Source organism: Chryseobacterium viscerum, from assembly GCF_002899945.2.
GTDB classification, from domain to species: domain Bacteria; phylum Bacteroidota; class Bacteroidia; order Flavobacteriales; family Weeksellaceae; genus Chryseobacterium; species Chryseobacterium viscerum.
In genome coordinates, this window is the sequence record NZ_PPEG02000005.1 from 454,581 (window position 1) to 478,613 (window position 24,033).

General features: G+C 35.9%; 19 protein-coding genes. 13 read left to right on the forward strand and 6 right to left on the reverse strand.

What is annotated here, in order from left to right:
- Positions 1-123 precede the first annotated feature (123 nt).
- Positions 124-477 (forward strand): MmcQ/YjbR family DNA-binding protein, encoded by a 354-nt coding sequence (locus tag C1634_RS14045; RefSeq protein ID WP_103232277.1) that lies wholly within the window; start codon positions 124-126, stop codon positions 475-477.
- Positions 478-558: 81 nt separating this feature from the next.
- Entirely contained in the window at positions 559-1,050 is a 492-nt protein-coding gene (locus tag C1634_RS14050; RefSeq protein WP_228410077.1) for a hypothetical protein, read from the forward strand.
- Positions 1,051-1,090: 40 nt separating this feature from the next.
- Here C1634_RS14050 and C1634_RS14055 read toward each other — a convergent pair whose 3' ends face one another.
- Positions 1,091-2,011 (reverse strand): bifunctional riboflavin kinase/FAD synthetase, encoded by a 921-nt coding sequence (locus C1634_RS14055; protein WP_103232278.1) that lies wholly within the window; start codon positions 2,009-2,011, stop codon positions 1,091-1,093.
- Between the two features lie 216 nt (positions 2,012-2,227).
- Between C1634_RS14055 and atpD the strand changes: the two genes are divergently transcribed.
- The 3 genes from atpD (at position 2,228) to C1634_RS14070 (ending at position 5,006) form a co-directional block, all read left to right on the forward strand.
- Positions 2,228-3,736, forward strand: coding sequence for a F0F1 ATP synthase subunit beta (atpD, locus tag C1634_RS14060; protein ID WP_103232279.1), 1,509 nt, complete (start codon positions 2,228-2,230; stop codon positions 3,734-3,736).
- A gap of 89 nt (positions 3,737-3,825) precedes the next feature.
- On the forward strand, positions 3,826-4,107 hold the full coding sequence (locus C1634_RS14065) for a FoF1 ATP synthase subunit delta/epsilon (protein ID WP_103232280.1): 282 nt from the start codon (positions 3,826-3,828) through the stop codon (positions 4,105-4,107).
- 80 nt (positions 4,108-4,187) lie between these two features.
- Positions 4,188-5,006 carry a hypothetical protein gene (locus C1634_RS14070; RefSeq protein WP_103232281.1) on the forward strand — a complete coding sequence of 273 codons (819 nt, stop codon included), beginning with the start codon at positions 4,188-4,190 and terminating at the stop codon, positions 5,004-5,006.
- Between the two features lie 396 nt (positions 5,007-5,402).
- Here C1634_RS14070 and C1634_RS14075 read toward each other — a convergent pair whose 3' ends face one another.
- Both C1634_RS14075 and C1634_RS14080 read right to left on the reverse strand, forming a co-directional pair.
- Positions 5,403-7,592: a B12-binding domain-containing radical SAM protein gene (locus C1634_RS14075; protein WP_109738629.1), complete on the reverse strand. Its 2,190-nt coding sequence runs from the start codon at positions 7,590-7,592 to the stop codon at positions 5,403-5,405.
- A 157-nt stretch (positions 7,593-7,749) separates the two neighbouring features.
- Entirely contained in the window at positions 7,750-8,511 is a 762-nt protein-coding gene (locus tag C1634_RS14080) for a hypothetical protein (RefSeq protein ID WP_103232282.1), read from the reverse strand.
- A gap of 562 nt (positions 8,512-9,073) precedes the next feature.
- Between C1634_RS14080 and C1634_RS14085 the strand changes: the two genes are divergently transcribed.
- The 3 genes from C1634_RS14085 (at position 9,074) to C1634_RS14095 (ending at position 10,945) form a co-directional block, all read left to right on the forward strand.
- Entirely contained in the window at positions 9,074-9,661 is a 588-nt protein-coding gene (locus C1634_RS14085; RefSeq protein WP_103232283.1) for a Crp/Fnr family transcriptional regulator, read from the forward strand.
- A gap of 138 nt (positions 9,662-9,799) precedes the next feature.
- The gene (locus tag C1634_RS14090) at positions 9,800-10,450 is read left to right on the forward strand and encodes an NADPH-dependent F420 reductase (protein WP_109738630.1); all 651 of its coding nucleotides are present in this window, start codon (positions 9,800-9,802) and stop codon (positions 10,448-10,450) included.
- 105 nt (positions 10,451-10,555) lie between these two features.
- Positions 10,556-10,945: a YybH family protein gene (locus tag C1634_RS14095; RefSeq protein ID WP_165835328.1), complete on the forward strand. Its 390-nt coding sequence runs from the start codon at positions 10,556-10,558 to the stop codon at positions 10,943-10,945.
- An 82-nt stretch (positions 10,946-11,027) separates the two neighbouring features.
- Here the strand turns inward: C1634_RS14095 and C1634_RS14100 are convergent, their stop codons facing one another.
- The 3 genes from C1634_RS14100 to C1634_RS14110 form a co-directional block, all read right to left on the reverse strand.
- Positions 11,028-11,906 carry a DMT family transporter gene (locus C1634_RS14100; protein WP_103232286.1) on the reverse strand — a complete coding sequence of 293 codons (879 nt, stop codon included), beginning with the start codon at positions 11,904-11,906 and terminating at the stop codon, positions 11,028-11,030.
- A gap of 67 nt (positions 11,907-11,973) precedes the next feature.
- Complete coding sequence (locus C1634_RS14105; RefSeq protein WP_185145134.1) at positions 11,974-13,245, reverse strand: aminotransferase class I/II-fold pyridoxal phosphate-dependent enzyme; 1,272 nt, start codon at positions 13,243-13,245, stop codon at positions 11,974-11,976.
- Positions 13,246-13,327: 82 nt separating this feature from the next.
- A complete protein-coding gene (locus C1634_RS14110; protein WP_103232288.1) occupies positions 13,328-14,365 on the reverse strand; it encodes a PLP-dependent cysteine synthase family protein in 1,038 nt (345 codons plus the stop codon).
- Between the two features lie 222 nt (positions 14,366-14,587).
- On the opposite strand from C1634_RS14110, the gene C1634_RS14115 reads away from it, so the two are divergent.
- The 5 genes from C1634_RS14115 (at position 14,588) to C1634_RS14135 (ending at position 23,920) form a co-directional block, all read left to right on the forward strand.
- A complete protein-coding gene (locus C1634_RS14115; RefSeq protein WP_109738631.1) occupies positions 14,588-18,073 on the forward strand; it encodes a glycosyltransferase family 117 protein in 3,486 nt (1,161 codons plus the stop codon).
- An 88-nt stretch (positions 18,074-18,161) separates the two neighbouring features.
- Positions 18,162-19,655: a hypothetical protein gene (locus C1634_RS14120; RefSeq protein ID WP_109738632.1), complete on the forward strand. Its 1,494-nt coding sequence runs from the start codon at positions 18,162-18,164 to the stop codon at positions 19,653-19,655.
- 112 nt (positions 19,656-19,767) lie between these two features.
- Entirely contained in the window at positions 19,768-20,292 is a 525-nt protein-coding gene (locus tag C1634_RS14125) for a DUF1697 domain-containing protein (RefSeq protein ID WP_109738633.1), read from the forward strand.
- Between the two features lie 537 nt (positions 20,293-20,829).
- Positions 20,830-21,639, forward strand: coding sequence for a 3-deoxy-8-phosphooctulonate synthase (gene kdsA, locus C1634_RS14130; protein ID WP_103235318.1), 810 nt, complete (start codon positions 20,830-20,832; stop codon positions 21,637-21,639).
- A 43-nt stretch (positions 21,640-21,682) separates the two neighbouring features.
- A complete protein-coding gene (locus C1634_RS14135) occupies positions 21,683-23,920 on the forward strand; it encodes a TonB-dependent receptor plug domain-containing protein (RefSeq protein ID WP_109738634.1) in 2,238 nt (745 codons plus the stop codon).
- Positions 23,921-24,033: the final 113 nt, after the last annotated feature.

Sequence of the window (24,033 nt, forward strand, 5' to 3'; positions counted from 1 at the left end):
TTGTGATTTTGTGAGATTATTTCTTTCTTAAATTTACTAAATTTGAATTAAAGATTGAAAAATTATATCAAATATCATTTACAATCATTCTTAATTATTGATCACTCATTACTTATAATTTACATGGATGCCAACGAAATTTTAGATTACTGTCTTGCCAAAAAAGGAGTTACAGAAAGTTTTCCTTTTGATAATGAAACACTTGTAATGAAAGTGGACACAAAAATGTTTCTATTAATGGGGCTTGAAAGACAGCCTTTAGCGGTTAATGTAAAAACAGATCCTGAATGGAGCGCAGAGCTTCGTGAGCAATATCCGCAGATCACAGGTGCCTATCATATGAATAAAACCCATTGGAATTCTGTAACAGTAGACGGATTGAAGAGAGATTTGATCTTTAAACTTATTGACCAGTCCTATGATCTGGTTTTCAAATCCCTTACAAAAAAGGCTCAGAATGAAGTGAATTCTTTATAAAATATAAAAAAGATTGAGGTACGGAATTTGTTATCTAATATCAGTGAAATATAGATTCAACATAAATAAAATAGAGAACAAATGAGAAACCACCTTTTATTATTCATGGCAGCCGGTACATTGATGTTGTCAAGCTGTACCAAAACAGAGAAGAAAAATACAGCTGAAAACGCAGCTCCTGTTGCTTCAACTTCTGAAACGGCTTCAGAAAACATTAAACTAGAATTTTCAGGAACGGATAATTTTACAATTAAAAATCCAAAATTGAAAGTAAGTTTGTACGGAATGGATGAAAAGCTAGCAGATGCTCCTGCCACATTGATTACAGAAAAAGAATACGAGCAGAAATCTGTACCATTTACGATAGACCTGCCCGTACCTAAAGATGCTGAAAGCAAGATCAATCCAAAACCTGCAGGACCTGCAAAATACTATGTGACAATAAGCTGGGACTCTGATGGAAATGGAAAAGCGGATGAAAAAGGAGATATATTTATTGACTACGACAAGCAGTTTCCGAATGTGAAACTGAGTAGTGAACCTCAGAAACTCTACTTAAAAGTATTGAAATAAAATAAAAAGGCTATTCGGTGATGAATAGCCTTTATTTATTTTAAAAATTGAATTCTTTTGTTATTTCTTTATCCTCGTCAAGCCTTTCAATCAGCTTTTCAAGCCCTTCAAATTTGATTTCGTCATGAAGAAAGTCTCTGAAACTTACGGTAATCTTTTCATCATAGATATCATCATCAAAATCAAGGATATAAACTTCCACAGTGAGTTTTTCTCCGTTTACCGTAGGGTTGGTCCCAATACTTAGCATTCCTTTATATTGGTTGCCTTTCACGAATACTTCTACAATATAAGCTCCTTTTTTAGGGAGAAGTTTTATAGATTCAGTATCAATATTGGCTGTTGGATATCCGATTGTTCTTCCAATCTTCTTACCATGAACTACCGTTCCGGAAACAGAGTAGGAGTACCCCAGCATTTCGTTGGCATCTATAATATTCCCTGTTAAAAGGGCATTGCGCACTTTCGTAGAACTGATATTATTTTCGTGAATATTAATCGCTTCCATCTGCTCAACCTCAAAATCAAGTTCTTTGGATAATTTCTGAAGAAGCTCAAAATTTCCGCTTTTGTTTTTTCCGAAAGAATGGTCGTATCCTATAATAAGGTATTTTACATTCAGCTTATCAATTAAAATCTGACGTACAAACTCTTCTCCGGTTAAATTTCTGAATTCCTCGTCAAATTCCTTCAGGAACAAATTATCAACGCCATATTTCTCAACCAGCTGTTTCTTTTCTTCCAATATATTCAGAAGTTTTAAATCTTCATTGGGATTAAAAACAAACCTTGGATGCGGCCAAAACGTAAGAATAGCAGTTTCCAGATTGTTTTCTGTACCTACTTTAGTCAGTTCATCGATAATACTCTTGTGCCCGAGATGTACCCCGTCAAACATGCCCAAAGATAATGCTAAAGGCTTGTGTGAAGAATAATCTGTAAAATTCTTGAAAACTTTCAAAACGGAAAAATTTGATTGCAAATATAGAAATAATGTGCCAATCTATCAATATAACAAGAGACTAATCCCTGTAAGCTTAGAATTGCTATACCGATATGCTGTTATATAGGTATATTCTTAAATTTAACTATTATCAAAAGCATGATAAAAATCTTTTTTTTACCAATTGCAGGTTTATGAAGAATCATTATATTTGCACCAAGAAAAAATTTAGCAATGGCAAACCAAATTAAAGGTAAAATTTCTCAAATTATTGGTCCGGTAATCGACGTTGTCTTCAGAGATGTGGAAGCTGTTCCAACAATCTATGACGCGTTAGAAATTACAAAAGAAAACGGTGAAAAAGTAATCTTAGAAGTAGAACAACATATTGGCGAAGATACAGTAAGATGTATCGCAATGGACGCTACTGACGGTCTTAAAAGAGGGCAGGACGTAATTGGATATGGAAATCCTATTATGATGCCAATCGGTGATGCCGTAAACGGAAGATTATTCAACGTTGTTGGTGATGCTATCGACGGACTTCAAAATATTTCTAAGGAAGGTGGTCTTCCAATTCACAGACCAGCTCCAAAATTTGATCAACTTTCAACTTCTGCAGAAGTTTTATTTACAGGTATTAAAGTAATCGACTTAGTTGAGCCTTACGCAAAAGGAGGTAAAATTGGTTTGTTCGGTGGTGCTGGTGTAGGTAAAACAGTATTGATCCAGGAGTTGATTAACAATATTGCAAAAGGACACGGAGGACTTTCTGTATTCGCCGGAGTAGGTGAAAGAACGAGAGAAGGAAATGACCTTTTGAGAGAGATGTTGGAATCAGGTATTATCAAGTATGGTGATGATTTCATGCACTCTATGGAAAACGGAGGTTGGGATCTTTCTAAAGTAGACTTAGAAGTTATGAAAGAATCTAAGGCTGCATTCGTTTTCGGACAGATGAACGAGCCGCCAGGTGCAAGAGCTAGAGTAGCACTTTCTGGTCTTACATTAGCTGAGTACTATAGAGATGGTGGAGAAAGCGGACAAGGTAGAGATGTACTTTTCTTCGTAGACAACATCTTCCGTTTTACACAGGCTGGTTCTGAGGTATCTGCACTTCTTGGTCGTATGCCATCAGCGGTAGGTTATCAACCAACTCTTGCTTCTGAAATGGGTGCGATGCAGGAAAGAATTACTTCAACTAAAAATGGTTCAATTACTTCAGTACAAGCGGTATACGTACCTGCGGATGACTTAACTGACCCGGCTCCTGCAACTACATTTGCTCACTTGGATGCAACTACGGTACTTGACAGAAAGATTGCTTCATTAGGTATCTATCCAGCGGTAGATCCATTAGCTTCTACTTCAAGAATCTTGTCTCCAGAAGTTATCGGTCACGAACACTACAACTGTGCTCAAAAAGTAAAAGAAATCCTTCAAAGATACAAAGCGCTTCAGGATATCATCGCAATCCTTGGTATGGAAGAACTTTCTGAAGAAGATAAATCAGTTGTTTACCGTGCAAGAAAAGTTCAGAGATTCTTATCTCAGCCTTTCCACGTAGCAGAGCAGTTTACAGGTATCCCAGGATCATTAGTTGATATCAAAGATACAATCAAAGGATTCAACATGATTATGGATGGTGAATTAGACCACTTACCAGAAGCAGCTTTCAACTTGAAAGGAACTATCGAAGAAGCTATCGAAGCAGGACAAAAAATGTTAGCTGAAAACGCTTAATAAATTAGACATAAAGATAGCAGATACTAGACATGAGACTTTTAAGTTGTCTGAAATCTGAAATCTGAAATCTTCAAATCTAAATTAAAATGAATATAAAAATTTTAACACCAGAATATGTAGTTTTTGAAGGAGAAGTAGATTCAGTATTATTGCCTGGAAAAAATGGTGAATTTCACATCATGAAAAACCACGCAGGAATCGTTTCTTCTTTGATCGGAGGTGATGTAAAGCTTTTTGCTAATTCTATTGATGAAGCTTTTGCTAAAAACTTTACCAAAGAAACTGGAAAGGACTCTGTTTTTGCTTATGCTATCAAAAGCGGTGTTGTAGAATTTAATCATAATAAAGGAATTATCCTTTGTGAATAATTAAATGAAAAGCTAAATATATTTTCAAGAAAGTGTAACTTTGTGTTACACTTTTTTTATTGTTGTAAAAGTCTGATTGGATGAAGAAAAGCATAATCATATTCTTTACAGTTCTGGGTATTTTCCTTCATGCTCAGAATTTCAAAACCAAGAGAGGGATAATCAATTTAGACGGTATTCCGGTTGCCAAACTGTCCAATAAGTCCAACGAATATACGTTTATGGATCTTAAGGAAACACCGCTGTATACGATAAAATTCATTGATAAAAGTATCGTTGATTCAGTGCGCGACAGCTATATCATGATCAACAGGATATACAACAGGGATAAAACCATTGAACTTGATTATTCATCACCTTCTGCATTTTCCGGAGAAGAAAAATCGGCTGTCTTTACTTCTATTAAAGATCTTAAAATAATTGATAACAAAGGGATTAATGTCAAAAATCTTGATGAGCTTTTTTCAAATGTACCCAAAAGAAAACTGGATACTAAAACTAAAGAAGCATATGTCATAAGAAAGAAAATAGACAAACTGAATATTGAGGTCAATAAAGTGGGAGAGATCCTTAGCAATGGTGTTCCGGTAGGTTATTTTACCAATTTACCGGTAAGTTTCGGTTCAGAGGACACGATTATGGATAAAACACCTATAGATATTGAAATTTACGATGCTAAAAGCAAACTTATCGGAAGATATATCACGACCACAAAACAACTGAAAACTGCTGGTGGAAAGTCTTTTGTCATTTATAAGGAAATGTCCGGGAGAGCCTCTATTTTAAAGTATCCTACTTATAAAGCACTGGCTGAGCGTATGGCTATTATGGATCCTAATTTTATTAAAATACAGGAAAAAGTATCTGTAGGTCCCGTATCAAAAGAGACTCAAAATTAATTATTTATCAGAAAGAAACATACTTTTTATATCAATAGGAACGGGCTTTAGCCCGTTTTTTTATTAAAGATCAAATAATTTTATCTGGCTTTAGCCAAAACTTATTGAAATCTCATTAGTATTTACAACCACCCCGTCAAAAATCCTTTGAATTTTCGCCACCCCTCCAGAGGAGGGGAATATTTTGCCGTTTTATTTATGGTAGTTATAAATTTGGATTTGATCTGTTCGGAATGAAAAAATAGAACCCTTTATTCTTTCAAATCAAAATCTGCGTAATCCGCAAAATTCGCGAGAGATTATCATTCAATCGAAACAGGTTTTATTCATACAGAAAACTAACAATTCACAGAAAATCGTCTCTTTTAAAAATCCCTGAGAAAAAAGCGAAAAATTTTATAGGCTCAAAATCACTCCATTTTCCTTCAATTGCTGCATCGGTTTTGAGAACCAGAATAGCTCAAAATCTTCAAAACTTTCTTCAAATTGAGTCTTAAGTTGCTGAATAGTAGGTTTTTTTAAATTTTCAATCGAATTCTCTTCCAACACTGTTACCAGCCATTCTGCCTTTTCCTGCTCCAGTTCTACCTTAACAATATTGGTTTTTAAGTGGAATGTAAGAAGCGTATACGTACCAGAATATTTCTTTTTATTTTTTACGTGATTCTCAGCGATTACATTTTTGGTTAGAAAGACTACTTTTGAGTTGGCTTTCAGAGTAAACTGCGCATCTTCCAAAAGACAGTCATGAATGTAATCCGGATGAATGGTCGTCCTCGGAATTTTAAAGTCGAACCACTCTTGAAGTGAAAGTTCAAAATTCACTCCATGCATATAATTGAATAAAGATTTTTTTAATCCGAAGCTGAACTTGTTGTGATCGATTCCGGTTTTATCTTTAAAATCTATGTCGTTATTGGCAAACAGTATTTCCTGCTTTACCGGAACAATTCCAAAATCCTCAGGATTCATCCCAACGGGTGAATGAGCAGTCATTGCAAACTGGTGCCAAAAACCACTTTGAAGAATTCCCATCTCAAACATCTGACGAATCATTTCCAGGGAATCAACTGTTTCCTGAACAGTTTGAGTAGGGTAGCCATACATGAGATAAGCATGAACCATAATTCCGGCTTCTGTAAAATTTCTGGTTACATTGGCAACCTGCTCTACAGAAACTCCTTTGTCAATTAATTTCAACAATCGGTCACTGGCCACTTCAAGTCCTCCGGAAACAGCAACACATCCCGAAAGTTTCAGGAGATAGCATAAGTCGCGGGTGAAGCTTTTTTCAAAACGAATATTCGTCCACCAGGTTACCACCAGATTTCTTCGGAGAATTTCAAGGGCTACCTCTCTCATCAAAGCTGGCGGTGCAGCTTCATCCACAAAATGGAATCCTGTTTCACCCGTTGTCCTGATCAATTCTTCAATTCGGTCTACCAGAATTTTAGCAGAAATAGGTTCATAGATTTTGATATAGTCTAAAGAAATATCACAGAAGGTACATTTTCCCCAATAGCATCCATGGGCCATTGTTAGTTTGTTCCATCGTCCGTCACTCCATAAACTGTGCATCGGATTGGCAATTTCGATAACGGAAATATATTGATCCAGTTTTAAATCGGTATAATCCGGAGTACCGACTTCAGACTGTTTGTAATCATGTCGTTTAGAATTGTTCTTATAAACCACTTCTTGATTTTCAACAAGAAAAGTTCTTTTAAACTCACCTTCCGCAATTGAAATTTCCAGATTTTGATAAAGGAGTTCCAAAGGAATTTCTCCATCGTCTAAGGTAATAAAATCAAAAAATTCAAATACTCTAGGGTCTTTAACTTCTCTTAATTCTGTATTGGGAAAACCACCTCCCATAGCAATTTTTATGTGAGGATAATGTTTTTTGATCCATTGGGCGCATTTGAAACTGGAATAAAGATTACCAGGAAAAGGGACTGAGAAGCAAACCAGTTTGGGCTGGATATTCTCTATTTTTTCACGAAGAATTTTTAAAGTAAATGCATCGATAAATGTGGGATCACCAGATAATTTTGAATATAATTCATCAAAAGAATTGGCACTTTTTCCGAGACGTTCTGCATATCTGCTGAAACCAAAATCGGCATCAACATTTTCTACAATATAATCTGATATATCTTCTAAATATAAGGTTGCAAGATGCTTAGCTTTATCCTGAAGCCCCATATTTCCAAAAGCAAATTCCATATCATCCAACTGGTTGAAACGGGAAGCTTCGGGAAGAAAATTCATGCTGCAGATCTGTCTTGCCAGTGTAGGTGTTTTACCCTGTAAAAAAGGAATAACCTGATCTATGGTTTTTAAATATTCTTCTCTCAGCGCATAGATTCTCTGAGAATTTTCTGAGATATTCTGAAGATCAATTTCTTTACTGAAAACCTTCTGAATTCCATCCTTTGAAAATAACTCCAAAATAACATCAATCCCCAAATCAACCTGATAGCTTGAAATATTTTTGGTATTTAAAAATCCTTTAATATAAGCTGTTGCAGGATAAGGGGTATTAAGTTGGGTAAAAGGCGGAGTAATAAGAAGCAGGTCTTTCAACAGAAATTTTTTGCAAAGTTATTCTAAAGTTTTTTTAGAAAAAAATTTTTTCTCCTGATTATAAACAGTGAAGAAAAGTCTTCTGAATTCTGTTATATGAAAACGGGTTTCTATCCAATAGAATGCCTCCACTTAATCATTCCATAGCAATACAATCTCAAAATAAATCTGTCGGTTTAATAAACAACGCATCAGGAGTATTACTCTTAATAAAGTTTAAAAAAGAATCTTCATCAAAATATCCGTCTTCATCAAGGATTGCAGGATTTAGCAACCCACTTTCGCTTGGTTTTTCGAAGCTGATATTTTCAATGAATTTCCCGGTTTTTCCCATGATTTCATTATGAAAACTGATCAGATACCGAGAATATATATTACCTTCTGCCACAGTATAATGTCCGTTTTCTGCAATAAGGGAGCTCATAATACTTCCTCCAATATAGGTTTCGTTATCGTTGCCCGATGCCCCGAATAATACTTTGCAGGTAACATTCCCCGCACAGTAAAGTGAACCATTGACGATAATATTCTCTGCTTGTATATTCCCTGTAGCGATAAGAACAATATAGTCTTCAACAAAGAGTTTTTCGGATAAGTGAATATCTTCTTCTATAAGAATAATTTTATATCCTTCTCCCTCTTGGGTAATCAGTTCAAGAGAACGATCGCTTTCGTTTTCTATGAGGACAATTTCAGGGGTGTCATTTTCATTATTGATGTGAAGAGAAGCTTCTTTTATTTTTTCTGCGGTTTCATCATCCAGCATTTCAAGAAATTCGGCAAGGCTTTCTTCGTCTAAAGAACTTTCATTAAAGAAATTACTTTCCAGCATTTCATGAGTGATGGTATAGAGGTTCTCTGATTTCTCCCTGATTTTATTATATAATTGTTTTTTGGTAAGTTTTTGTAGTTCCTTCATCTGTTTTATGATAAATACAATGGTCTGCTATAGGGGGGAACTCCTATAAACAAACAGATGCAATATAATCAGATAAATTTTCTTACACCAGAAAGCCGAATTTATTTTTGAAAATTTTTCCAACAAATGGAATCGTTTTTTCTGTTCAGCCACGGCATTCATGACTCTAGATATTCGTAAAATAAACAAAATCAATTCAATATAATTAAGAAAAAGGAGTGATGGGACGGTCGATATTATGATAGAAAGACTAGTATTAATAACTAGTGATAACAGGAAAAAGCCAAATATCTGCTCAAAATGGTAGGCTAGAAGACTATTTTTTGAGGTAAGGCCTTTACTTTTAACGTACACAATGATCCATTTAATGATGGTAACATGGGTTTCTATGAATGGTTTCAAAAAATTCTTTGGAAAAGCGTTAGATATAGATAGGTTCTTTTAAATTTCGTAAGTTGATCTTATTTGTATCATTAAATATTCTAGTAAAATAAGTTCCGGTATTTTTTAATATATTGTCTCAATATTTTTTAACTCAATATAAAAATTACACCCATTCACAATGTCAGACGAAACAGCTCCGCTTATCGAATATTTTAAAAGCTATATTCCGCTTTCAAAGAAAGAAATTGAAGTATTGAATGAAAGGTTCATTGAAAGAAGGATCAAACGGAAGCAGTTTATCCTGCAGGAAAACGAAGTGTGTCAGTATTATACATTCGTTGTTTCCGGCTGTTTAAAAATGTACAATATAGATGGCAGTGGAGAAGAACATAATCTCCAGTTTGCGGCAGAAAATGACTGGATTGTAGATATAGACAGCTTTCATAATAAAAATCCCAGCAAACTGTATATTGTTGCCCTGGAAACTTCTGTAGTACTGCAGATTGAAAAAAATGACCTTTGGTATCTTTATACTTATTATCCCAAATTTGACAGGAACTTCAGAGTGATCATTGAACAAAAATTCATTGAGCTCCAAAATAGAGTGCTTCAAAATATAAGCGCTACCGGAGATGAGAAATATGAATTTTTTATCAGGCAGTATCCGCAGCTGGCGAATCGTCTTCCCAATACACAGATTGCTTCTTATCTCGGAATTACCCCACAATTCCTGAGTAAAATCCGACAGAAAAGAATTAAAAGCTGATTATATCTCCTTTTAATATTAAACTAGTTTCATCATTGGCCTTACCAAATGTCAAGGCTATTTCTTAAACTTGTTTGTCTTTTTTTGAATGTCTTTCCTCCTAATTTTGACATAGATAAATAATAAAAATCAAAAGAAATGGAAACATTAAAAAAAGTAGCCGTTATCGGTCTTGGAAACATTGGGAAAGCAATAGCTGGAGATTTGATCAAGAATAACCAACAGGTGATTGTAGCATCAAGAAATAATGAGGAATCAGATAATTTTGCCAAGCAGTCCGGAGGTTTAGCTCAAAATATGAATATTGATGCAGCCATTAATACTGCTGATATTATTATACCGGCAATATGGTTTGGTGCCTTTAAAGACTTCTTTAATGAGTATGGAAATATTCTGAAAGACAAAATTATTGTTGACGTCTCAAATCCTATTGCTCCGGATGGAAATGGAGGATTCAAAAAAATCATTGGAGAAAGAGAATCTGCAGGAGAGCTCAATAAAGCGATTCTTCCTCAGGGAGCTCAATTGGTAAAAGCATTTGGAACACTGGGAGCGGGAAGTCTTGCCGGAGCTTCCAATGGAAATCCTGAAAAAGCAGTATTGTTTTATGCTTCCGATGATACATCCATTGATAAGGATATTGAGAAAGTGATTGAAAAAGCAGGATTTGATCCTTTAAAAGTAGGAGGGATTGATCAGTCAATTCGTATTGAAGTTTTTGGAGATCTGCATGAATTTGGAGCGCTTGGAAAAACGGTGAACCTTTCTGAAGCTAAGTCAAAGCTTTAAAAAAAATAGATGAAAAACATTCTTATCATCATCCAGATATTGTTAATACTAACATCCTGTTCAAAAAAACAAAATTCAACACTTAAAACATCTGATTACAAAAATATGGAAACAACAGTAAAAAAAGATATAGAGGAATTACTTAATAGCTATCAGAATGCATTGAATGCCTCATCTACTGAGCAAGCCATTTCTTTATATAGTGAAACAGGTATTTTCATGCCGTTAGGCGGTCCCACATCTCAAGGCAAAGAACAGCTTAAAGAATCTTATGACTTTGTATTTAAAACTCTTAAGTTGAATATAAAGTTTGAAATTGAGGAAATCACGATCATCAATGAAAATTATGCCATAGCACGTACTATGTCAAGAGGAAAACAATTGCTCTATGCAGATAACAAAACCACGCCGGAAGAAAATCGTGAATTGTTTGTATTGGAGAAAGATAATTCAAAATGGAAAATTGCGCGATATATGTTCAATAAGGTAAAGTAACCTTTATAAAGTTACACAAAAAGCCGGACTCAGTAAGAAGTTCGGCTTTTGTATTGTTGATATCAGTCAATGAATAGAAATTCTAAGCATGACGTATTTTCTTTTGATCTCCAATGACATTAAGAATAACTCCAAAAAGGATCAAAGTGATTCCTATCAACAGGTTCGTTGTAAACTTTTCATGAAATAGCAATACACTTACCATTACCGCAACTACTGGTTCTAGAGCTCCTAAAATGGCCACTGGTGTAGAACCAATATGTTTAATGGCATATACCAGACATAAACTTGAGATAACTGTAGTAAGAAATGCAAAAACAAGAAAGTTCAGAAAGATAGATATGGAAGGAATAGCAAATGATTCATGACCCATCAATGCCTTAGTCATAAAAAAAAGGGAAGTAAAAAGCATGGAAAAAAAAGTAAGCTTAAATCCCGATACCTTTAAGTTTGCCTTGTTCACAATGACCATATAAAGTGCATAAAAGAGAGAACTCAGCATCACGATTCCTAAACCTGCGAAATTAATTTCCAACCCGTTTCCTTTTAAGCATAAAACAATGACCCCAGCAAAAGCAAACAATAATGAAACTACAGATAATCTGGAAAGTTTTTCCTTATAAAAGAAAAACATAATCAAAGCGACAATGACCGGATAGATAAACAACACGGTGGAAGCAATTCCTGGGGTAAGGAAATCATATCCTAAAAATAGGAACTCTGAAGAAAGGGCATAGCAGATTCCCAGAATAGCTAATATTAAAGCTTCTTTCTTGTTGAGCCTGAAATTTTGTCTGGAATACATCAGATAACCGCCCACCATTAAGGCAGAAAAGAAAAACCTGTAAAACAGGGTTATGTCCATAGAAAAGTGCGCCTGTTTGATAGGCAGAATAAAAATAGGAATCAGGCCGTATGAAACAGCCGACAGAATTCCTAGCATGTAACCTCTAAGTTTCATTTATTTTTATGGTTATTTAAACAAAAAAGCCACTGAGTCAATCAGTGGCTTTTTTTATTTTTTATGATTAAATTGGTTTAAAACTTAATCCTTGTTCCTGCAGTAATTTTTGCTCCTGATCTTTATAGTAGCCACCTACTAGTTTATCATGAATAGCTTCAAACGCGGCCAGAGTTTCATTGATCTCTGCATCCGTATGAGAAGCGGTAGGAATTAATCTTAAAAGAATCATTCCCTTTGGAATGACCGGATATACCACAACTGATGTGAAGATACCGTAATTCTCTCTTAAGTCTTTCACCAATAGAGTAGCTTCTACCGGAGTTCCCTGCATCATTACCGGAGTTACACAAGTATTAGTGTCTCCAATATTAAAGCCTCTTTCTGTAAGTCCGTTTTGTAGTTTGTAAACATTCTCCCAAAGTTTAGCTTTGATCTCAGGTTTTGATCTCAATAGCTCCAATCTTTTCAATCCTCCGATAACCATTGGCATCGTAAGAGATTTTGCGAAGATTTGTGATCTTAGGTTGAATTTCAGATATCTGATGATTTCTTTGTCACCAGCAAGGAATGCTCCAAAACCAGCCATTGATTTAGCAAAAGTAGAGAAATATACATCGATCTGATCATTACAGTCCTGCTCTTCACCCACACCGGCACCTGTTGTCCCAAGGGTTCCGAAACCATGTGCATCATCTACCAATAGTCTGAACTGGTATTTTGATTTAAGATCGCAGATTTCTTTGATTTTTCCCTGCTGGCCTCTCATTCCGAAAACACCTTCTGTAATCACAAGAATACCTCCTCCTGTTTCTTCAGCTACCTTAGTCGCTCTCTGAAGGTTTTTCTCAAGACTTGCCATATCATTGTGCCTGTAGGTAAATCTTTTACCAGAATGAAGTCTTACTCCATCCACGATGCAGGCATGAGAATCCATATCATAAACAATAACGTCATTTCTGCTTACCAAAGCATCTATGGTAGAAACCATTCCCTGGTAACCGAAATTCAATAAATATGCTGATTCCTTTTTTACGAAGTCTGCCAGTTCTCTTTCCAATTGAAGGTGCTGATCTGTTTCCCCAGACATTGCTCTCGCTCCCATTGGATAGAACATTCCGTATTCTGCAGCCGCTTTTGCATCTGCTTCTATTACTTCAGGATGATTACACAATCCTAAATAGTCATTGGCACTCCAGAAAATTACTTCTCTACCCTGAAATTGCATTCTAGGGCCAATAGGTCCCTCTAATCTTGGGAAAATAAAATAGCCTTCACCATAATCTGCAAATTGTCCAAGTGGTCCTGGATTTTCTTTTATTCTTTCAAAAATATCCAACATTGTATCGTAATTTTTAAGTAAAAAGCCTTTTTTGTAGAACACGCAAAAGGCTTTATTTATATTGTGATTTTATTTGTTCTTATTTGATAAACTCCGTTTTGAAAACTTCGTCATAATTGTGAACACAGTTGTTAACAAATCCCTGTTCGGCCATCCATTGATCACTGTATACTTTAGTGATGTATCTGGAACCGTGGTCAGGATAGATTAAAACAACCAGGTCATTCTCTGTAAGCTCATGAGATTTTGCATACTGCATTAATCCCTGTGTTACAGCTCCGGTAGTATAGCCACCCATGATCGCTTCTTTCAAAGCAATTTCGCGGGTTCGGTATGCTGACATTTCATCATTTACCCTTACAAATTCATCTACCTTGTCAAAAAGCAGGGCAGCAGGGATGAGGTTCTTACCCATTCCTTCAATCTGATAAGGATGTACATCTTCTTTATGGATTTCTCCTGTTTCGTGAAAGCTTTTTAGGATAGAGCCATCTGCATCTACTCCGATGATCTTGATATCCGGATTTTTCTCTTTCAAAAACTTAGCAGAACCCGACAGTGTACCTCCAGTTCCGGTGCAGGCAAAAAGGTGAGTGATCTTACCTTCCGTCTGTTCCCAGATCTCAGGACCTGTAGTCTGATAGTGGGCATCAATATTAAGCTCGTTAAAATATTGATTGATGTAAATAGAATTAGGAGTTTCCTGAGCGATTCTTTTAGCTACTTCATAATATGATCTTGGATCATCCGCCGGAACATTGGCCGGGCATATATACACCACAGCACCCAATGCTTTCAGATAAGCAATTTTTTCTGGTTTTGTTTTATCACTTACTGCAAGAATACATTTATATCCCTTAATAATACATACCATCGCAATAGAAAACCCGGTATTCCCGGAAGTAGTTTCTACAACTACAGAATCTTCTTTTAAAAGGCCTTTTTTCTCTGCGTTTTCTATAATATGAAGTGCGATTCGGTCTTTGGTGGAATGTCCAGGATTATATGATTCTAACTTGGCATAAACGGTTGCTGGAATATCTTTTGTAACAGTATTTAGCTTCACCATAGGAGTATGTCCTATTAGGCCAAGAATATTATCGTAAACATTACTCATTATTTGTTATTTTCAATAAAAATCTGACTGCAAAAATACAAAAAAATAAATAATTACTAAACTTTTGTTTGATTTCTAGGGCATAGTTTTGTAAAACTTATTTTCGTATTTACAGTTTTGACAGGTCTATATTCGCAAATACTACGCCAAAATTTTTAAATTTTGTTAAAACCCGCATAAAATAAGATAAAAGCCTTATTTTCGCATAATTGATTTAATACTATGAAAAATTGGACTTTTAGGCAATGGAACACCGTTTCAGGATGGGTGATTTTCGTCATTGCGTTTTTCACGTACTTGTCCACCATAGAACCCAATTTCAGTTTTTGGGATTGTGGCGAGTACATTTCTTCTGCAGTAAAACTTGAAGTAACGCACGCTCCCGGAGCTGCTTTATTCCAGATAGTGGGTGCCGTGGCAGCCATTTTTGCATTAGGGAAAGGCGAAAATTATTCTATCGTGATCAACGCGATGTCTGCATTGTTCAGTGCGCTGACTATTTTATTTTTGTTTTGGACGATCACCCACTTTGTGAGAAGACTTCTGAACAAAGATTTTGATGAAATTACGAAACATCAGGAAATCTCTATTTTATTTGCCGGAGCGGTAGGAGCACTTTGCTTTACGTTCTCAGATACATTCTGGTTCTCGGCAGTAGAGGGAGAGGTTTACTCCATGGCTTCCATGTTTATCGCGCTTTTGGTCTGGTTAATCACCAAATGGGAGAATGAATATCAGGCGGGAGACAGTGAAAGATGGATTATTCTTATTTTCTTTGTTTTAGGACTTTCTGTGGGAGTGCATATGATGTGTATGCTGGCTATCCCTGCAGTATGTCTGGTATATTATGCAAGAAATTATAAGTTTACCTGGAAAAATTTTATCTGGGCAAACCTTATTACACTGGGAATTTTGATTATTGTTTTCAAAATTATCTTCCCTTTAATTATGACCATGTTCGGAAGACTTGAAATTTTCTTCGTGAATGGTCTTGGACTTCCTTTCCACTCTGGGACAATTGTAGCTTTTATTTTGATGGTAGCGATCTGCTATTTCTTAATCAAATATGCAAGAAAAGCAAAGAGAAAAATCTACCAGACGGCTGCATTATCTGTGGTTTTCATGATGATCGGATTCTCTTGCTGGATGGTTATTCCAATCAGAGCCAATGCTAATCCGCCGATGAACCTTAATGATCCGGATACAGCAATTGGGATGTTGGATTATTATAACAGAGAGCAGTACGGTGACTGGCCAACGATCTACGGACAGAATTACACGGCATTCCTTGATGCTAACGGAATTGAGAAGAATGAGGACGGAAGCTTTAAAACTCAAAAGACCGGTGAGATCTACGAAAAAGATGAAAAAACCGGAACATATAGAAAAACCGGAGACCGTTTTAATTATGTATTCAACAAGTCTCAGGTAAGTTTAATGCCAAGAATGTTTAATGAGGATAAGGATGTAATGGCTAACTATATTTCAATGTATGGTGCTCCGGATTTTACATTCAATTATGCTAATGAAGATGTGGCAGACAATCCACAGGCTAAGCAGATCTTTGATGAATTGAGAGGGAAATATGAAGATAAGTCGATTACAGCTTCAGATTATCTGAAAGTAAAACCTTATAACCTGATCAACGTTCAGAAGCCGTCATTGCTTCAGAATATGGATTATTTTATTTCTTTCCAGAACGGATACTACTTTGTAAGATATCTGATGTGGAACTATGTTGGAAGACAGAATGACCTTGAAGGAAACATGGAAAGCACAAAAGGAAACTGGATTTCCGGTATTCCTTTTATCGATAATGTAAACGTAGGAAATCAGGATAAAATGCCTGCTAAATTTAAGAATGAAAGTACAGTAACATTCTTCTTCCTTCCATTAATTTTAGGTTTGATTGGATTCTTTTTCCAATTGAACAGAGACTTCGGAAGATTCTATGCGCTGTTATCATTATTTATTCTAACAAGTGTTGGTATTGTTTTCTATACAGGAGTGAAACCTTTCGAACCTAGAGAAAGAGATTATGCAATGGTAGGTTCATTCTATGCATTTGCGATCTGGATCGGTATGGGAGCCGGAGCTATTTTATGGTTCCTGCAGTCTAAAATAAAATCAAACGGAGCTAATATTGCTTTAGGAGTTGTTTTATTAGGAGTACCATTAATGATGGGCTTCCAGAACTATAATGTTCATGACAGAAGCAACAGATATACAGCGTACGATTATGCGTATTCAGTTTTAAAATCATTACCGAAAAACGATATCCTTTTCGTGTACGGAGATAATGATACTTACCCGGTTTGGGCGATCCAGGAAACAGAACAATTCAGAGATGATGTGAAGGTAGTTAACTTTACTCTTGCTTCAACTCCCTGGAATCTTGATCAGGTAAAAAGAAGAACTTACAATGCTATGGGAATCCCTAGCCAGTTGACACACGAAGATTACAGAGATGGTGTAAACGATCAGATCTATATGATGAAGAAAGAAGATTGGGAAGGTGTTTTCTCTATGTTGAAAGAACAGGGAGCTCCGGAAACACAATTCCAGTCGTTCAGAAAGTATCTTACTCAGGATTCTTTAACGCTAAAACAAGCTATTGAATTCATTAAATTCAAATCTCCAGAAAAAGACGAATTGTTGAAAATGTATTTCGGAGAAGAGAAGTTTGAAAAATACAATATCCTTCCGGTAAACAAATTCATTCTTCCTGTAAATAAAGAAAATGCTTTAAAAGCAGGAATCATCAACAAAGAAGATCTTCCAAATGTTGCTAATCAGATTATGATTACTTACAAAGGGAATACATTGTATAAGAATAACCTGATTCTGATGGATCTTTTGGCCAATTTCGACTGGAAGCGTCCAATCAATTTCTCATCAGGAGGTATCTATGACAGTGAAAATATTTTCTATCTGAACGACTATCTTCAGTTTGACGGATTCAGTTACAGATTAATTCCTATCCAAACGCCTCCGACAGCTGATGGAGATATGGGTAGAGTAGATGCCAATTCTCTTTATAATGTAGTGAAAAACTTCAGATGGGGGAACTTCAAAAACTTAAATGCTCACTTTGATGAAACGGCTACTTCCAATATCATCAGCTACAGAATGTCAGCGAGCAGAGCTGCATCAGCACTTGCATTGAGCGGACAGAAAGCTAAAGCATTGGAAATTCTGGATCTTGCAGCTAAAGAAATTCCTGCTGAGAAATACAACGACCCTCGTTCATTAAGCTCCATTGTATCAGGATACATCATCGCAGGTCAGGAGCAGAAAGGTCTTCAGCTTGCTGAGGTTCTTAAAAAAGGAATCTTTGAGGAATATGATTATTATCTAAGCCTTTCCAAAGCAGACCAAAGCTACCTGAGAAGACAAATGAGAACAAAACCGATGGAATATTCTCTTGTTGTAGCTGCAGTAACGGATGCTTACACGAAGATCGGTCAGAAAGAAAAAGGATATGCTTATCTGGTAAAATCCATAGAGCCAATTGATAAAAAGTTCAATGTATTTATCAAAGATCTTCAGGAAATGGGCAAAGATAAAGCCATGAAAGAATCAGAAAATGTTCAGCAGATCACACCATTCTATCAGTATTTATTTGATGTCATGGAACCTTATGATTCTACTTATTCAAAAGAAAAAGAAAATCAGATAACCACTGCGATTATCAAAGCAACAAAATAAAATACTTTAAAACGGGACTTCGGTCCCGTTTTTTTATTATTGGGAATCCTGAATATTAAGGTTATATTTGTGAAGTTAAAAATACATAATGGCTGAAACAAAAAATAGCAGGTTCCCAATCTATGCTGTAATTGCTACAGTTGCTTTTAAGCTTCTTTTTTTATTGACACATTATATTCAGGAGGATGCATTTATTACCTGGAGAGTGGCCCAGAATCTATTGGATTATGGGGTAATTGGTTTCAATGGAGACACCAAAATTTCTGCGTCTACCACTCATCTGTATGTTTTTGTGTCTTACCTTTTCAATCTTGTTTTTGGAAAGGAAAATTTTATTGAACCTCTTTTGATTTTCAATTCCATTCTGTTTACAATAGGAACTTTACTGCTTTCTCATTTGGTTCTTAAAAACCCATGGCATAAAGCGATTTTTATATTTTTGGTGGGTATTTTACCGCCAGCCATTAAAATTTCAATTCTCGGAATGGAGTACGGAATCCTGTTTTTCCTGGAAATGGCGCTCCTGTACTACGGGTTCCATAAAGGAAAGAAATGGGTAGTAACCTTTCTTCCGGTTTTAATCATGTTTACAAGGATTGATACTGTGATATTCCTGGGAATTGTATTTCTTGTAGATCTATTCTGGAACAAAAAAATAAGATGGAATTATATTTTTGGCGGAATTCTGGGCGTTTTGTTAACGGTTGCTTTCAACTGGTTTTACTTTGGTGAGCTGGTGAATAATACCATTACCGCAAAAAAACTGCTTTACAGTGAAAACTTCACCATCCAGCAGCATATCGGGTATTTCTTTAAAAGTTTTGGAAACTTCTGGGGAATGCTGAAAGTTCCGGGAGATTTCAATCCTCTGACGATTGTAGTATTGATTTTCGAATTGGTTTGCTTCATTTATCTGATCAGACAAAGAGAAAAGAGAAACTATTTTTTATGGATGATCTTTATCTTTGGATGGGCAAAACAGATTATTTTTCTTTCTCAGAAAAGCCTGTTCGACTGGTATTACTGGGTACCACAGCTGCTACTTTTCGTTCCTATTCTTATTTTTATATTGGAGCAGAAAGAGAGGAGAAACCTATGGCTGTCATTACTGGTTATATTCTATATTTTCCCTATGCTTATTTTCCAGACTGTTCACTGTATTGCAACAGGAAACGGAGAATGGAACTACCGTAGAACGATTGGAACATTTTTAAACCAATATGAGAAAGACAAAAATCAGTGGATCTTACTGGAACCGGCTGGGTATGTTCCTTATTTTTCAGGATTAAAAACAATTGATGAGGTTGGATTGGTAGACAAGCAAATTCAGGAAGAAATTAAAAAGGACAAAGTGAATTACTGGATCAATACGGTGAAAACAAGAAAACCGAAATATCTACTTTCCTACCAAAATATCTATGAAGGAAATAATGCCAATTCTTTGTATTACCAAACCCATTACAAGCTTTTAAAGGAATTCAGAGTGAAAGACCACCTGAAAAGTGACAATAAGATTTTAGAAAAAATATATAATCTGAAACCTTCCGGAACAGACTATAATTTGTACATTAGGGTTGATTAAAGGATTGAAAATCGCAGAGAGTTCAGAAACAAGGGTCAAATAACTCTAATACTCTCAAACCCTCAAACTTAAAACCTGCAACCTAATATCTAAAAACTAAGACCTAAAAAAAATGAAATACTGTGCTTTTCTCCGCGGTGTCAACGTAAAAGGAACCAATATGAAAATGGCTGATGTCTGCCAGGTTTTTAAAGATGCCGGAATGAAAGATGTGAGTTCAATATTAGCTTCAGGAAATATTGTTTTTTCTTCAGATAAAAATGCAGAAGATTTAAAAACAGTTCTGGAAAAAGCTATGTCAGAGCATTTTTATTATGAAGCTTTTCTGTTTGTAAAATCTCAGGAAGAGACAGCGGTTTTCTGGAATGGTATTCCTTTTGAAAAGAACAAAAATCTCCATATTTATAGTTTTGTCGGAATGCCAGGCGTGGAGAAAGTTCTGATGGAGGAGTTTCAAAAAGCTGCCCAGGCAGAAAACGAAAAGGCAGAAATTATCAATGGTATATTTTACTGGCAGGTCCCGAAAGGCAATACCTTAGATTCTACTTTTGGAAAGGTATTAGGCAAAAAAAGTCTTAAAGATCAGTTTACCAGCAGGAATGTAAATACGTTTGAGAAGATTCTGAAGAAATTCTAAATAAATCATCGCAATGCTTCGACGGGCTCAGCATGACACCGTTATAAATTAACTTTTAATGTAGTATGAACCCGATGTTTTTTGGATAAATCATCAGCTATTATAACCTCCACTTTAATATAACAGATAGTATTAGAGCTGTCATGCTGAGCCTGTGGAAGCATTTACCAATTTAATAACCAGAGATTCCAAAGTCTTTTGATTACTACACTAATATTATTATAATCTTCACTTTAATATAACAGATAGTATTAGAGTTGTCCTGCTAAGCCTGTCGAAGCATCTACCAATTTAATAACCAGAGATTCCAAAGTCTTTTGATTACTACACTGATATTATTATAACCTTCACTTTAATATAACAGATAGTATTAGGGTTGTCATGCTGAGCCTGTCGAAGCATCTATCAATTTTATAATCGGAAATTAATGAATCAAAGGCTCAAAGACTATGCAATCATAGCCTGTTAAAGCAATCAAATAATTTCCATTTGTGAAACTTTCTCAGTATTTTTACTGAACTTTTTAATTACAACAAAATGATTCAGTATTTAGATAATATTTCGCACAAAGATTCAAAGAACTTTTTCCTTATTGCCGGACCTTGTATTATTGAAGGAGAAGATATGGCATTGAGAATTGCTGAAAAAGTAATCAGCCTTACAGATAAATACAATATTCCTTATATTTTCAAAGGGAGTTTCAAAAAGGCCAACAGAAGCCGTGTAGACTCTTTCACAACCATTGGTGAAGAGAAATCTCTTGAAATCCTTAGAAAAGTAGGAGAGACGTTCAATATTCCGACAACTACAGATATTCATGAGAATGAGCATGCAGCATTAGCAGCTCAATATGTGGATGTTCTTCAGATTCCTGCATTCCTTGTACGTCAGACCGATTTATTGATCGCTGCCGCTAAAACAGGAAAATGTGTTACCCTGAAAAAAGGTCAGTTTCTTTCCCCGGAAGCGATGAAGTTTGCCGTTCAGAAAGTGACAGATTCTGATAACCAGAAAGTAGCCATTATTGAAAGAGGAAATTCTTTCGGATATACAGACCTGATCGTAGATTACAGAGGAATTCCTACCATGAGAGAATATGCTCCTGTTATTCTGGATGTTACACACTCTCTACAGCAGCCTAACCAAAATTCAGGAGTTACAGGGGGAAGACCAGACCTTATTGAAACTGTTGCCAAAGCAGGAATTGCAGTAGGCGCAGATGGTATTTTCATCGAAACACACCCTACACCGGAAACGGCTTTATCTGATGGTGCCAACATGTTAAGATTAGATTTATTAGAAGATTTGTTACAAAAATTGACAAGAATTAGAGAATCAATTTTGTAATTGTTAAAAAAACATTAATTTTAGAAATTCTAAAACATTTCTTTTGAAAAAACTAGTTTTACCGCTAAGCCTTATGGTCCCTATGCTGATTTTCTCCCAACAAAGAAAAAAGGATACGGCGACCACTAGAGTGACCGATATAGAGGAAGTTGTCTTCCAGAAAAAAATAACAGGAAGAACCAATGACCTTACCAATGTGAGAATTTCAGCAAAAGAAGCGAAATCAGTAGCTTCTATTAATGGTGGGATTGAAGGATTGCTTAAGACGCTTCCTTCCGTAAACTCCAATACCGAGCTGTCTTCCCAATATATGGTTCGTGGTGGAAACTATGATGAAAACCTTATCTACATCAATGATATTGAGATCTACAGACCTTTCCTGATCAGAAACTCTCAACAGGAGGGGATGAGTATCATCAATCCGGATATGGTATCTGCAGTGAATTTCTCAGCAGGAGGATTTGAAGCCAAGTATGGTGATAAAATGTCTTCTGCTCTAAATATCTATTACCGTGAACCTGAAAAATTTGAACTTTCAGGAGAGGCAAGTTTAATTGGAGGCAGACTGACAACTGGTTTGGCTTCAAAAAATAAAAAATTTACTGCCTTATTTTCCGGAAGATACAGAAATACCAATCTGGTTCTTAATACCTTAAAGGAAGATACAGATTTTAATCCAACGTATTGGGATTTCCAGTCTTATCTGAATTATCATGTTAATGATAAACTCTCCATGTCATTTATTGGGTACTATTCTAAGAATGACTATGAGATGATTCCTAAGGCAAAAAGCGTTACTTTCGGAAGCCTTCAGCAGCCTATTACTGTAAATATAGGCTATGCAGGTAAAGAAAATGACCAGTATAAAAATATGATGGGGACATTCTCCATGAACTATAAGCCGACAGACAAATGGAAGCTTACCTTGGATGCCTTTGCTTATCAGAACAGAGAAAGAGAATATTATACCATACAGTCGGCTTACGAACTGCAGACCTTTGATCCTGTTACACAGCAGCCTGTGACATCTTTCGATGTGGGTGGGCAGATAGAGCATGCAAGAAACGATTTGTTTGTAAGAACATACGGAACACAGTTCAGAGCGAAATTCTCTCCCAATGTAAATACTGATATTGAGGTTGGATTCAAATATGAGAAAGAAAACCTTAAGGATTTTACCAATGAGTGGAAACTTGTAGATTCTGCCGGATACAGCATTCCAAGACCGGAAGTGATTGATCCGAGAACCGGGACTACAGGAGATCTGAAGCTTGCTTATTATATTGCCGGACAAAACAATATTGAGCCAACAAGACTTTCCGCATATGCACAGTATTCTCAGAAATTCTATTGGGGAGCCAGTAAAGTATTTGTAAATGCTGGAGTACGTGTTGCCAACTGGAGTTTCAATAAAGAAACCATATTCTCTCCAAGAGTTCAGTTTGCGATAAAGCCTGACTGGGATAGCGATATGTTGTTCAAGATTTCCGGAGGAATCTATTATCAGTCTCCTTTCTATAAAGAGATCAAAGATTTAGATGGTAATTTTAACTCTAATATAAAGTCACAGCGCTCTATTCAGGTGATTCTTGCCAACGATTATGAGTTCCAGATGTATGACAGACCCTTTAAGCTGACTACAGAACTGTACTATAAAAAAATGGACAACCTGATTCCGTATTATATGGATAACGTGAGGATCCGTTATTCCGGGCAGAATAATTCTAAAGGATATGCGTATGGTATTGATACCAGATTATTTGGAGAATTTGTTCCCGGTGTAGATTCATGGTTGTCTGCGAGTTATGCCAGAGTGTACGAAAATATTGACGGGAGGGGTGATATCCCGAGACCTACAGATCAGAGGCTGAGGTTTGCCATGTTCTATCAGGATTATATGCCGAGCTTCCCATCTATGCGTGTCAATCTTACTTTAGTATATGCAATGGGATTACCAACAGGAGCCCCTGTAATGTTCAACAGTAATGGACAGCCTGATTTTAATGCAGCTTATAATTATCAACAGACTCTTCCTTCTTACAAAAGAGTAGATTTAGGATTAACAAAAGTATTTATCGATCCGAAAGAGAAAAATAAGAGATCCGGTTTCTGGGGTAATTTTGAGGAACTGACATTAGGGGTCCAGGTTTTCAATGCATTTAATATCAACAATACGGTAGCCAACCAATGGATTACAGATTACAACAGTAATTACATGTATCCGGTTCCAGTACGTCTTACAGGACGTTTCTTTAATGTAAAACTGGAGTTCAGACTATAGAATTGAAAGTAAGCAAAGGTTTTCATAAAAATCTGCCTAATTTGCTTAATCTGCGAGATAAAATAATACAATAGAAAGCTTCCGGAAAATTCGGAAGCTTTTTATTTTCCTGA